Source organism: Aeromonas sp. MR16 (assembly GCF_022549315.1).
Taxonomy (GTDB): domain Bacteria; phylum Pseudomonadota; class Gammaproteobacteria; order Enterobacterales; family Aeromonadaceae; genus Aeromonas; species Aeromonas aquatica.
This window is the reverse complement of record NZ_JAKZFK010000001.1, coordinates 495630-509139: the sequence shown is the minus strand read 5'-3', so window position 1 is coordinate 509139 and position 13510 is coordinate 495630. Positions and strand designations below refer to the sequence as shown.

10 protein-coding genes are annotated in these 13510 nt (G+C 59.6%); 5 read left to right on the top strand and 5 right to left on the bottom strand.

The genetic code is table 11. From position 1 onward, the window contains the following. Positions 1-81 precede the first annotated feature (81 nt). The 5 genes from hisA to hisIE all read left to right on the top strand — a co-directional run bounded on the left by hisA (position 82) and on the right by hisIE (position 7157). Entirely contained in the window at positions 82-816 is a 735-nt protein-coding gene (gene hisA / locus MM194_RS02280) for a 1-(5-phosphoribosyl)-5-[(5-phosphoribosylamino)methylideneamino]imidazole-4-carboxamide isomerase (RefSeq protein ID WP_033131757.1), read from the top strand. 128 nt (positions 817-944) lie between these two features. Beyond that, positions 945-2054 carry a two-component system response regulator gene (locus MM194_RS02275; RefSeq protein ID WP_241342518.1) on the top strand — a complete coding sequence of 370 codons (1110 nt, stop codon included), beginning with the start codon at positions 945-947 and terminating at the stop codon, positions 2052-2054. Positions 2055-2147: 93 nt separating this feature from the next. Beyond that, entirely contained in the window at positions 2148-5570 is a 3423-nt protein-coding gene (locus tag MM194_RS02270) for a PAS domain S-box protein (protein ID WP_241342517.1), read from the top strand. A 185-nt stretch (positions 5571-5755) separates the two neighbouring features. Beyond that, positions 5756-6529, top strand: a complete 774-nt coding sequence (gene hisF, locus MM194_RS02265; protein ID WP_033131750.1) for an imidazole glycerol phosphate synthase subunit HisF — start codon at positions 5756-5758, stop codon at positions 6527-6529. Next, on the top strand, positions 6522-7157 hold the full coding sequence (gene hisIE / locus MM194_RS02260) for a bifunctional phosphoribosyl-AMP cyclohydrolase/phosphoribosyl-ATP diphosphatase HisIE (protein WP_241342516.1): 636 nt from the start codon (positions 6522-6524) through the stop codon (positions 7155-7157). Before hisF ends, hisIE begins: the two co-directional genes overlap by 8 nt. Before the next feature lie 674 nt (positions 7158-7831). Here hisIE and MM194_RS02255 read toward each other — a convergent pair. From MM194_RS02255 to MM194_RS02235, 5 genes are all read right to left on the bottom strand, one after another. Beyond that, entirely contained in the window at positions 7832-8458 is a 627-nt protein-coding gene (locus MM194_RS02255; protein ID WP_241342515.1) for a hypothetical protein, read from the bottom strand. Between the two features lie 147 nt (positions 8459-8605). Continuing rightward, complete coding sequence (locus tag MM194_RS02250) at positions 8606-9007, bottom strand: hypothetical protein (RefSeq protein ID WP_241342514.1); 402 nt, start codon at positions 9005-9007, stop codon at positions 8606-8608. Next, positions 9004-11553 carry a pyocin knob domain-containing protein gene (locus tag MM194_RS02245; RefSeq protein WP_241342513.1) on the bottom strand — a complete coding sequence of 850 codons (2550 nt, stop codon included), beginning with the start codon at positions 11551-11553 and terminating at the stop codon, positions 9004-9006. Before MM194_RS02245 ends, MM194_RS02250 begins: the two co-directional genes overlap by 4 nt. Positions 11554-12133: 580 nt before the next feature. Further along, positions 12134-12784: a hypothetical protein gene (locus tag MM194_RS02240; protein WP_241342512.1), complete on the bottom strand. Its 651-nt coding sequence runs from the start codon at positions 12782-12784 to the stop codon at positions 12134-12136. Between the two features lie 21 nt (positions 12785-12805). Next, positions 12806-13501: a hypothetical protein gene (locus MM194_RS02235; protein WP_241342511.1), complete on the bottom strand. Its 696-nt coding sequence runs from the start codon at positions 13499-13501 to the stop codon at positions 12806-12808. Positions 13502-13510 lie beyond the last annotated feature (9 nt).

The following is a 13510-nucleotide window of genomic DNA, read 5'->3' as shown; positions in this document are numbered from 1 at the left end:
CATGAAGATGCGCCTCTATCAGGGCAATGACCGGATGCTGGCAGGCTGTAGTCCATTCAAATATTTGGAGTTGTGAACAAGATGATTATCCCGGCAATTGATCTGATTAACGGGCAGGTAGTGCGTCTTTATCAGGGCGACTACGGCCAGAAGACCGCCTACAGCAGCAGCCCTCAGGCTCGCTTCAACGACTACGTGGCGCAAGGGGCGCAGCAACTGCACCTGGTGGATCTGGACGGCGCCAAAGAGACACAAGCCCGCCAGCTTGCGCTCATCACCGAGCTGCTCGCCGCGACCAGGGCGCCGGTGCAGGTGGGCGGTGGGGTGCGTACCGAGCAGGACGTGGCAGACCTCTTGGCTGCCGGCGCCAATCGGGTGGTGATCGGCTCCACCGCCGTCAAGTCCCCGGAACTGGTGGCGAGCTGGATGGAGAAGTACGGCGCCGAACGCATCGTGCTGGCGCTGGACGTCAATATAGATGCACAAGGCAATCGCCAGATCGCGGTGGCCGGCTGGCAGGAGAACAGCGGGGTGACCATAGAGGCGCTGATCGATCGCTTCCTTCCCGCCGGACTCAGGCACGTGCTCTGCACCGACATCAGTCGGGACGGGACCCTTGCCGGCAGCAACGTCGAGCTCTACCGGGATCTCTGCGCCCGTTATCCAAGCGTGGCCTTCCAGGCCTCGGGCGGCATAGGTAATCTGGCCGACATAGAGGCGCTCAAGGGCACAGGGGTCAAGGGGATCATCCTCGGCCGCGCCCTGCTGGAAGGCAAATTCGACGTCAAGGGCGCCATCGCCTGCTGGGCCCGCTGAACGGAGTTGCTGTGTGAGCCCGTTTTTGCGGGCTCACGACTGACGCGCCGTCGAGTCTGAGCCATCATTTATCCCTTAGTGACAATCGACTCTATACTCGACTGACCCATTTGCGTCGCGGAGGCGCCATGTTCACAGCCCAAGCCGCCACCATCCTGATCGTCGACGATGCCCCCGAGAATCTGATGGTACTGACCGATCTGCTCACCCCCACCTACCGTGTGCTGGCCGCCCAGGGGGGCGAGAAGTGCCTGCGCATCGCCACCGGCTCACCCCGGCCGGATCTCATCCTGCTGGACGTGATGATGCCGGACATGGACGGTTACGAGGTGCTGCGAAGGCTGCAGTCAGATCCGTCCACCAGTTCCATTCCCGTGGTGCTGCTCACCGCCCTCTCCGATCCTCGCAGCGAGGCGCAGGGGCTGGCCCTCGGCGCCACCGACTACATCACCAAACCCATCAACCCCGCCATCGTCCAGGCCAGAGTGCGCACCCAGCTGGAGGCCAAACAGGCGAGAGATGGGCTGCAAAGCCAGAACGCGCTGCTGGAAGCCGAGGTGTCCAGACGCATGGCGGAGAACGATCTGATCCAGCAGGTTTCCATCCGCGCCCTCGCCCACCTGGCGGAGATCCGGGATCCCGAGACCGGCAACCACATACTGCGCACCCAGCTCTATGTACGCCAGCTCGCCATCGGTCTGGCAAGCCATCCCCGTTTCACCGAGACCCTGACCCCCGCCTACATAGAGCTGCTCAGCCGCTCGGCCCCCCTGCACGACATCGGCAAGGTGGGGATCCCGGATCAGATCCTGCTCAAACCGGGCAAGCTGACCGAGGAGGAATGGCCCATCATGCGCACCCACGCCAAGCTCGGCAGCGACGCCATCGAGGAGGCGGAACGGGACATAGATCAACCCCTGGCCTTCCTCACCCTGGCCAAGGAGATAGCCCACTGGCATCACGAGAAGTGGGATGGCAGCGGTTATCCGGATGGATTGAACGGCGATAACATCCCGGTCTCGGCCCGGCTGATGGCGCTGGCCGATGTGTTCGATGCCCTCGTTACCGTCCGGGTCTACAAACCCCCCATGCCATACCAGCAGGCAAGGAGCCTCATCCTCGAGGGCAGCGGGCTGCACTTCGATCCGGACGTGGTGGCCGTCTTTGATGCCCAGTTCGAGCAGTTCATCGCCATCGCCGAGCGCTACCGTGACGATCACGAGGTGCCCCATGGCTAGGATCCCCCTGCTCGCCAAGACCCTGGTCATACCCTCTGTGGGGAAGATTGCACAATGTCCCTGGATCCCTCTGTCGCCCGAGGAGCGCCCCGCATGAAATGGATTTTCCCCCTGAGCAGGCATCAATGGATAGGGGCCTGCCTGCTGGCCATACTGATGCCCCTGTTCGTGCTGCTGATCCGGCTCCAGCTGCCCATTCCCGTCGAGGAGCGGCCGCTGCTGGTGCTGTTCATGTTGCCCATCATCGTCTGCGCCCTGCTGGGGGGGCTGTTGCCCGGCCTCATCAGCACCCTCTGCGTGGCCCTGATGACCGCCTATTTCATCCTGTCACCGCGCCACGAGCTGTATATCGCCTCCGGTCAGGATCAGGTCCAGTGGGGTCTGCTCGTCGCCAACGGGGTCCTGATCACCCTACTGAGCGCAGCCATGCACCGCTCCCGCGTCAGGGAGAGCCAGCGCTGGCAGGAGCTGCTGAACACCCAGTCCCGGCTGCGGCAGAGCGAGGATCGCTTTCAGGCTACCTTCGAGCAGGCAGCCGTCGGCATCGCCCTGGTATCCCCCGACGGCAACTGGCTTCGGGTCAATCAGCGGCTGTGCGACATGGTGGGTTATAGCGCCGACGAGCTGATGGAAATGAACTTCCAGCAGATCACCCACCCGGACGATCTCTTCATCGATCAGAGCTATGTCGATCAGCTGCTGGCCGGCGAGGGCCAGCACTATGCCCTGGAGAAGCGCTACCTGCGCAAGGGGGGCGAGGCGTTCTGGATCACCCTGACCACGACCCTGGTCAGGGATCTCCAGGGGCAACCGGACTACTTCATCTCCATCATCGAGGACAACCAGCAGCGCAAGGAGACCGAGGCCGCCCTGCGCCGGAACGAGGTGATCCTGCGCGAATCCCAGCGTCTGGCCAAGATCGGCAACTGGCGCTGGCACATCGTTCAGGACACGCACTACTGGTCTCCGGAAATCTTTCGCATCTATGGCCGGGATCCGGCGCTCCCCCCCGCCGTCTATCCCGAGGTGCAGAACTACTTCACCCCACAGGCCTGGCACACCCTGAGCCAGGCTGTGGATCGCTGCCTGCAGGATGGCGCCCCCTACGAATGCGATGCCGAGGTCGTCACCCCCAGCGGGGAGGCCGCCTGGATCATCGCCCGTGGCACTGCCCTGCGAGACGAGAACGGGACCATCGTGGAGCTGTACGGCACTGTGCAGGACATCACGGAGCGCAAGCAGGCCGAGCAGCAGTTGCGACAGCTGTCTCTGGCCCTGGAGCAGAGCCCGGACGGGATCTTCATCACCAATACCGAGTCGCGCATCGAATATGCCAATGCCGCCTTCCTGGCCACCAGCGGCTATGCAGAAGAAGAGGTTCTGGGGCAAAGCCCTCAGCTGTTCGACTCCGGCCTCACCCCGCCCGCTACCCATGTCGCCCTGCAGGACGCCCTCAAGCAGGGCCAGCGCTGGCACGGGGAGTTCGTCAACCAGCGCAAGGATGGCAGCCACTATCAGGTGCTGGCCTCCGTCTCCCCCATCCGCCGGGATAACGACCAGGTGACCCACTTCGTGACGGTGCAGGCGGACATCACCGAGAAGAAGCAGCTCGGGGAGGAACTGGATCAGTATCGCTTCCACCTGGAGGAGATGGTCAGCGAGCGCACCCAGCAGCTGGCCCAGGCGCACCAGCGCGCCGAGAGCGCCAACCAGGCCAAGAGCGCCTTCCTCGCCAACATGAGCCACGAGATCCGCACCCCCATGAACGCCATCCTGGGCCTCACCTACCTGCTCAAGCGGGATGCCAAGGAGATAGCCCAGCACGAACGGCTCGAAAAGATAGACAACGCGGCCCAGCACCTGCTCACCCTCATCAACGACATCCTGGATCTCTCCAAGATCGATGCGGGCAAGATGGTGCTGGAGTGCCACGACTTCTCCCTCGTCGCCATGCTGGACAACGTCTGCGCCCTGATGGACGAGCAGGCCAGCGCCAAGGGGCTCGCCATCCAGATCGATCTCGATGGCGCCCCGGTCTGGCTCAGCGGCGACATCACCCGCCTGCGCCAAGCGCTGCTCAACTATGCCGGCAATGCCATCAAGTTCACCGAGACAGGCACCATCACCCTGCGGGTGCGGATGCTGCGCAAGCTGCTCAGCGGTTATCTGCTGCGTTTCGAGGTGGAGGACAGCGGCATCGGCATCACGGCGGTGCAGCGCGAGCGGCTGTTCCAGGCCTTCGAGCAGGCCGATGTCTCCACCACCCGCAAATATGGCGGCACCGGCCTCGGGCTTGCCATCACCAGCCGGCTGGCCAAGCTGATGGGGGGCGAGGTGGGGGTCGACAGCACCCCCGGCAAGGGCAGCTGCTTCTGGTTCACCGCACAGCTTTCCCCGGGCAAGAGCATCCCCCTGCCCCCTGTGTTGCCGACCCAGCCCAAGCAGCCGTTCTTCTCCTCCTATCCGGCTCGTCTGCTGCTGGTGGAGGACAACGCCATAAACCGGGAGGTGATCACCGAGCTGCTCACCGGCAGCGGCCTCATCATAGAGACGGCAGTTAACGGGTTGGATGCGCTGGACAAGATCCGCCACCAGTCTTTCGATCTCATCCTGATGGACATACAGATGCCGCTGATGGATGGCTACAGCGCCACCCGCGCCATCCGGGCCCTGCCCGATCAGGATCAGGTGCCCATACTGGCGCTCACCGCCAGTGCCTTTGAGGAGGACAGGAAGGCCTGCGAGGCCGCCGGCATGAACGACTTCATCACCAAGCCCGTCACCCCGGCCAGGCTGTTCGAGGCGCTGCGGCAATGGCTACCAGCGGGCACCCCCGCCGCAGCCTCGCCCCTACGGCCCGCCGAACGCTGGTGCGCCCCCCTCGCCCGGCTGCAGGAGATGCCCGGCTGGGATCTGGTGCAAGGCCTGGCGGCGCTGCAAGGGGATCAACATAAATACCTCAGGCTGCTGCGCTTCTTCGCGGTCCAGCATCGAGGAGACACCGAGCACCTGGCCGAGTGCCTGGCGAAGGGGGATCGCCCCTGTGCCATTGGCCTGGCCCACAGCCTGCGCGGCGCCGCCTCGACCCTGGGTCTGACCAGCCTCGCCGAGCAGGGGTTGCAGCTGGAGCAGGCCCTGCGGGCACAGGAAGAGGATCTGCTGGCCGCCCTGATCGCCGGCATAGGCCGGGATCTCGTCGAGCTGGAGCTCCGGTTGGGGGCCGAGGATGCGCAGACGGATATCGTCTCCCCCCTGCCGAGCAGCCACTGGCAGCAGCAGTTGCTGCGCCAGCTGGAGGCGCTGCTGGCCCAGAGCGATACCGCCGCCATCACACTGTTCGATCAGCACGCCGGCGCCATGCTGACCGGCCTGGGCGAGCAGGGCACCCTGCTCGCCCAGCAGCTGAAGGGGTTCGACTTCGACGGTGCCCTGATCACCATCAGAGGGCTGAAACAGGTGGAGGACAACCTGCTGGCCTTCCGTTCGGAAGGATCCGGCGCCATCACCCGGCATTGATAAGTAGCAGAGAGAGGAATGCGGAGAAAGGGTTGGATTGCGGTACAAGGTCGTGCTTATAGTGTGGGCTCTCCCGCCTCGGCCGATGCCAGCGCCATGCCAGCCCGCTTTATCCAGGATCGCGAGAATGCCGGCACCGTCTGGCTGAATCGAATGTTAACCGTGCTTTACATGGAGCAACGAGCATGTTGTCAAAGCGTATTATCCCCTGTCTCGACGTCAAAGACGGCGTGGTGGTCAAGGGAGTGCAGTTTCGAAATCACGAAGTGATGGGGGGCATAGTCGAGCTTGCCCGCCGCTACGCCAGCGAGGGAGCCGACGAGCTGGTGTTCTATGATATCACCGCCTCCAGCGACGCCCGGGTGGTGGACAAGAGCTGGGTGAGCCGAGTGGCCGAGGTCATCGACATTCCGTTCTGCGTCGCCGGCGGCATCAAGAGCGTGGAGGATGCGCGCCAGATCCTGGAGTTTGGCGCCGACAAGGTCTCCATCAACTCCCCCGCCCTGGCGGATCCTCGCCTTATCACCGCACTGGCCGAGCGCTTCGGCGTGCAGTGCGTGGTGGTCGGTATCGACTCCTACTTTGATGCCGCCACCGGTGAGTATCAAGTCAAGCAGTTTACCGGCGACGAGAGCCGCACCCGCACCACCGCCTGGACCACCCTGGAGTGGGTCAAGGAGGTGCAAAAGCGCGGCGCGGGTGAAATCGTGCTGAACGTGATGAACCAGGACGGCATGCGCCAGGGTTACGATCTCGAGCAGCTCAAGCTGGTGCGGGCCCTGTGCAAAGTGCCGCTCATCGCCTCCGGCGGCGCCGGTACCATGGCACACTTCCTCGATGCCTTTACCCTCGCCGACGTGGACGGGGCCCTGGCGGCCTCCGTGTTCCACAAGGGCCTTATCCCCATTCCCGAATTGAAACGCTGGCTGAAAAACGAAGGAGTCGCCATCCGTGAATAACCAAGCTGTAAACAACCAGACCCCGCTGGCCGAGCGCCTGGATTGGGCCAAATGTGAGGGCATGATCCCCGCCATCGTTCAGCACGCCGCGAGCGGCCAGGTGCTGATGCAGGGCTTTATGACCAAAGAGGCGCTGGAAAAAACCCAAACCACCGGTCAGGTCACCTTCTTCAGCCGCAGCAAGCAGCGGCTCTGGACCAAGGGCGAGAGCTCGGGCCATGTGCTCAAGCTCGTCGCCATCAGTACCGACTGCGATCAGGACTCCCTGCTGATCGCAGCCGACCCGGTGGGCCCCACTTGCCATCTGGGTACCCCTTCCTGCTTCGACGGTCACCCGCTGCCGCCGCTCGGCTTCCTGGCGGAACTCGAGCAGATCCTGGCCTCGCGCAAGGGTGCCGACCCCGCCACCAGCTACACCGCCAGCCTCTACGGCAAGGGCACCAAGCGCATCGCTCAGAAGGTCGGTGAAGAGGGTGTGGAGGTGGCGTTGGCCGCCATGGCCAAGGATCGCGAAGAGCTCATCAACGAATCCGCCGATCTGCTCTACCACCTCACGGTGCTGCTGCAAAATGAAGGGCTGGGCCTGCAGGATGTGGTACAGCGGCTCGCCGAGCGCCATAACAAGTAGTGTTTCAACGGATAAACAGAACGGGCCATTGGCCCGTTTTTTGTGCCCGCTATTTGGCAAGGACAAGCCGCTGGGCGGTTGACTGAAGCTGGCCTGAACAAAGGGACCTTTTAACGCCGCACATGGGGTCTAGCGGGATAATGACGTCATACCGCCCATCGCAAGATGACCCTATGGACAGACGCAGAAAGGCGATCGCTGATTTGTATAACCAGCGATTCCTTGAAAACATAGCTAGATAGTAATATCTGATGTCGACTTCGGACTTAATTGCTGCGACCAACTATTGCTAGCCCACATCACCTGGCCAGCACGATACAATCTGACAAGTTTACGTCGCAATAATGTCAAGCAGTCCAGCTCTTCCTCTGTCGCTGCACCTAGTTCTTTTGCTGCAATCAAAAGAGCGATCTTTGCCTGCACAATAGACATTTCGTAGGTATTGTCCAACTCTTGCGGCGCCACATATGGTGCAATAGGACCAAACTCGCCAGTCTGCGCACGTTCATACAGTTCGCGCCCATGAGGTTCGGGATCTCCTAGGGAAGCAGTGAACGGAATCTCATTACTGAAACCCGTGAATTTCACTATGAAATTGACCGAGGTCTTAATAGCCGTTGCCCAGATTACTGAATGGGCACCCTCTATGTAAAAAAGCGTTACTCATTATGTTCTCACGCAATCCGGATCCACAACGACGCATTCTCAGCCGCATAACCACCACCTATGGTCGAACCAGCTACGCCCCCCATCAACTGCCAAGTTCCACTGGGACTGCCAGCGTCAACGCCACCAGAACCTGCCGACCATTTCAGCTGAGCTCCTGTTGCCAGGAAACCAGGAGACTTTATCCCGCCGCCACCGATATAGACCATGTACGCCGGAGCCCCAATCATTGCATAGCCACCCGCAATAATGTCTTCATTAGATTGAGCAGCAGTGTGAGTGTGAGTGAATCTAGCGGCATCCAGCGTTACCCTTGCAGAGGGTGCATCCACTTTATAGAGTAATCCCCGCATGTACCCGCTCACCCCCAGCGTGGTCAGAACGTCCGCGCCGGTGGTATTATCCAGCATGGTTCGAGCAAAAGGGCTCAGGGTTGTCAGAGCCGCCACGTCATTATCGGTGAAGTACGGCATCTTGTTAGCGGAAGTATCCAGACCAGCCAACGCGGTCAGCGTATCATCTTCTGGCTGTGCTCCTCCGCCGCCAACAGACTCATTTATGGCAGATATAGCAGCGTTTATTTTTTCTCTGGCTGCTAATCCTGTGTCCCCATTCTGGATATGCTCAATCGTCATGTAACCCCCTACTCATAGGGCTCTGTGGCGACCGATGAGACAATGACCGCCGAAATAATGCTAGGCACTCGGCCCAGCTCCCCTTCAAATTGTTGAAAATACCACTCAAAGGGGCTGGCAGAGTGAGTGATGCGTGCAACCAGCTCATTAAGGCGCCACCGGCCATTGCTCGACCTGAGGCCAGCCGGGGGCGGTGTCCAGGGCATAGATCGCCTGGTAGTAGTCTCGCCAGGCAGCGGCTTGACTGGGATTGCCCATCATCTCCCAGTGCATGGCCTTGGTAGTGGCGCGGGCCAGTTCACTTTGCCTGACCTTTAGATGATCGCGGAGTGCGATCTCATTAGGGGTGAGTGCTACATGGGGTTTAACTTGTCCGAACTCCTCATTTAGTGCCTGGATGAAAATGTTTCGACCATGCAGCATCACGTCATCAATGGACGCGGTAAAGGGTACTTCTTCATCAAGATGTTCAAACTTGGCGACCATATTGATCAGGGTGTGAGCCTTATCAGCCCAATATGGATTTTTTGCGTACTCTAATTTGATCATGCGATGCGGATCCAAAGTGATGACATAGAACCAAAATTGTCGGTAGCAGGCACGGAACGCGCACCCATGAGTTTCCACGTTCCAGCGGCTGTGCCGCTGGGATGTCCGCCTTCTCCATCCGCCCAATGGACATTTGCCCCTGGCTCTATAAATCCAGGACCAGTGGGGCTAACATTCGAGCTCCACAAAAACGCATAGCTGCCAACCTGCCCATACCCGTTAGCTACGATGTCGGAGTTCCCCTGTGCTGCGGTAGGGAGATGCGTTTGTGAAAATATGAGATTCCACACTCCCGCAGCCCCGGTAACTGGCCAGCTGCGGATGTAGGTAGCCCCGCTGAAGGGATCGATGTAGATCTGAGCGACGGTGTCCAGTGCTGCGCTCACTATCATCTGACCGTAGCCGCTAGGGTTAGGGCAGTTTGGATGCCCTGAACCTGCTTCGGCCAAACGATAAAAACCAGACGTCTGCACGGTGTTCAGATCAGTGCCTGTTGGAAGAACTACATATGGGGCCACGGCACCCACATCAGCGGCGGAGGGTTTGTTCTGGGTATTGTACTGCTTGGCCCATACGGTCCAGGCCCCCGTGCTGTATTGGGCTCGGATATACACCCGGCTGGAGTTGTAGACATAATACTGCTGCACGGGTCCTGCGGCGGTAGTCACTATCAGCGTGCCGGCAGCGGCTTCCGGATATCCCCTTGCCGTTGCGGCATTCGCATTGGCCGACTGGTAGTAGACATTCGCTGCTTTCAGGTCATCGAGATGCTCAGACGCGCCAAGGGCGATAGGCGCTGGGATAGTACCTAGGTGGCTGTGGCTTGCTGCAGCAGCCCCCAGTGTACCCCTTGCCGTCGCGGCATCCGCATCCTCCAGCAGTGTGCGGGCGAAAGCGGTCAGTACCGTCACGGCCGCCGTGTCCGCACCGGTGAAATAGGGCAGCTTGTCAGCTGCCGTCGCCAACCCTGCCAGCGCGGTCAGAGTAGTATCCGATGCCTGTGCCCCCAGCGTAGCCCGCGCCGTTGTGGCGTCCGCATCATTGAGCAACTCCTGAATGAAGGAACTCACACCTAGTGTCGTCAGCGCCGCTGCAGCGTCGGCATCCTCCAGCAGTGTCCGGGCGAAAGCGGTCAGTACCGTCACGGCCGCCGTGTCCGCACCGGTGAAATAGGGCAGCTTGTCAGCTGCCGTCGCCAGCCCTGCCAGCGCAGTCAGAGTAGCATCCGATGCCTGTGCCCCCAGCGTAGCCCTCGCCGTCGTGGCGTCCGCATCATTGAGCAACCCCTGAATGAAGGAGCTCACACCTAGTGTCGTCAGCGCCGCTGCAGCGTCGGCATCCTCCAGCAGTGTCCGGGCAAAAGCAGTCAGTACCGCCACGGCCGCCGTGTCCGCACCGGTGAAATAGGGCAGCTTGTCAGTTGCCGTTACTAGCCCAGCCAGCGCGGTCAGAGTAGCATCCGATGCCTGTGCCCCCAGCGTAGCACGCGCCGTCGTGGCGTCCGCATCATCCAGCAGTGTCCGAGCGAAAGCGGTCAGTACCGTCACATCCGCCACGTCTGCATCAGTGAAATACGGTAGCTTGTCAGCTGCCGTCGCCAACCCTGCCAGCGTAGTCAGAGTAGCATCCGATGCCTGTGCCCCCAGCGTAGCCCGCGCCGTCGTGGCGTCCGCATCATCCAGCAGTGTCCGAGCGAAAGCGGTCAGTACCGTCACATCCGCCACGTCTGCATCAGTGAAATACGGTAGCTTGTCAGCTGCCGTCGCCAACCCTGCCAGCGTAGTCAGAGTAGCATCCGATGCCTGTGCCCCCAGCGTAGCCCGCGCCGTCGTGGCGTCCGCATCATCCAGCAGAGTCCGAGCGAAAGCGGTCAGTACCGTCACATCCGCCACGTCTGTATCAGTGAAATACGGTAGCTTGTCAGCAGCCGTCGCCAACCCGGCCAGCGCGGTCAGAGTAGTATCCGATGCCTGTGCCCCCAGCGTAGCCCGTGCCGTCGCGGCGTCCGCATCATTGAGCAACCCCTGAATAAAGGCGCTTACCCCTAGTGTCGTCAGCGCCGCTGCAGCGTCGGCATCCTCCAGCAGTGTCCGGGCGAAAGCGGTCAGTACCGCTATGGCCGCCGTGTCCGCACCAGTGAAATAGGGCAGCTTGTCAGCTGCCGCCGCCAGCCCTGCCAGCGCAGTCAGAGTAGCATCCGATGCCTGTGCCCCCAGCGTAGCCCTCGCTATCGCGGCGTCCGCATCATTGAGAAACCCCTGAATGAAGGCGCTCACCCCTAGTGTCGTCAGCGCCGCTGCCACGTCGTCGTCATCCAGCAAACTGCGAGCAAAGGGGGTCAGGGTTGTCAGGGTCGCCACATCATGATCGGTGAAGTACGGCATCTTATTAGCGGAAGTATCCAGTCCAGCCAACGCGGTCAGCGTGGCATCTCCTGGCTGTGCTCCACCGCCGTCAACAAGCTCATTTATGACAGATATAGCCGCGTTTATTTTTTCCCTGGCTGCTAATCCCGTTTCTCCATTTTGGACATGCTCAATCGCCATGTAACACCCTATTTATATTTAACGGTTAGAAATGACGATGACAATCTGAACATTCATTCTCATCGCTGCTATTCTCATACCTAGTTGTTTGAGTATTTTCGGAGGGGTTAATTCCAAAACCTTTGGTGAATAACAACCTGTATATACAGCCGTATATAACAAAAACCCACCGGACAAAGCAGCTGCATCATTGGATGCGTCATCTACATTTAATTACTTCACCAATGAGTTGTGATTTATACACGGAGATAGCTTATCCATTTCACCATACGGTAAAAATGGTAAAATAAACTATCATCCAGCTCACTCCCCAGCCTCCGTTAAAAATACGATCGACAATGGTGCTTATATCTAAATTTCAAACCTCCTTGATATTGACATCACGCCGCAAAAATTACATTTTCTGAAATAAAAACTGGTGTCTGCGTAAAGCCATAATCCTCTTGGAATTCCCTCTACTCTTTCCATTCTCGTTCGACAGCCAGATCTTTGGTGATAACCTTGATATCCATCCGTCCCGCCACCTCGATAACTTCCTTGATTCGGATGCAAGGGATACAACCACGTTTGATCCGTAAGGTCATGCGGTGCGGAGCCAGAGTTGGCCATTGAGGTGCAGGCCTCGAACGTCCAGCGTCGCGCCAGCGGTGCCGGCATTGCTGACATGAACGGCCGGCTGGGATTGGTCTATGGTCAGGCCGTGGGCATGCTCGCCTGCAGATAAGGCTATCGGCCCCATGTTGGTGTCTTGATGGTGTTCTGCCGCGCCGCCCTCGTAACGGCCTGCATCCCAGCCCACACCATCCCACAAGAAATCTGATTTGATTTTTGCACTTACGTTGTGCGTATGGGCGCCACCAGAGCCAACGCTCCCTGTGTGAAAGTGCGCATCCTGGCTGGCACTATGACCATGATCGGGAATCGGCACGACTGGATCGCTGGTGCCGGTATAACTACCTGAATCTGTGCCGTCAGCCAAACCAGTTGCCAGGGTCACATCAGGGGAAGCCTTGGTCCACGTACCGGGGAAACCTAATTCCATCGGAGTACGGTTATCCACCCGATAGAGGGTCGAACCCACAGGAAATAACCGTGCCAGAGTACGGGCCTCAAGGAAATCGGCCAGTTGCAACAGCGTCATCTTGAAAGTCTGCGCCGGATCGTCAACGGCCAGGAATTGTGACAGATCGATCGCCTCATCGGAGATCTGGTCCAGATCTAATACTCTCATTCGTTACCTCTCTATCAGCCATCAGGCCGGAATGATTTCGACAAACATGCCGGAAACGTTTAGCAATTCGATAAGCTTGATCGTCTCCTGAAAAGTGAGTTGTGCGGCTGAGTCCACCAGTGTGAGCAGTTTCCCATCGTAATTGGATCCGCCAGTATGAAGGGAAGTCATCGTGCCATCTGCCAGCGCGACGCTCCAGGGACGGAACACATCCCCGGCTTTCACCGTGATGATCAGGTGCCCTGGGCTCGGATTGTCAAAGGTGATCAAACCATCCCCCAGTGCCGAATTGACCACGATGATGTAGGCCTCATAGGTGCCAGCAATTTTCATCGCCGCGATGATGGCCTCATAGTTTTTTGACCAGTAGACACGGCTAAAGAAGCGGGCCAGATCAAACAGCTGGTTATCCCACAGAAAACGTCCAAAATGCTGTGACGTCGAAAAAGTGTCTTTCAGCTCCCACAGCTCGGCCTGCTGGAGTTCATTGACCCGGTTGCAGACATCAAACATCCCGTTCGTGAGCTCGTCGTCATGACGAAAGAGCTGGATATTTGGCTTATCCAGTGCCAAGTCCGTCTTTGCCGGATAATCGCGCCAGCGCCAAGGCAGGCCATTGGGCTTATTCTCCACGAAGAACCCTGAATCGAGCCACCAGCCCCTGTGCGTCACAAACTCCGCCTCGAGCGGCAATGTGTTTATCGCATTGATCTTCATACTTTGCCC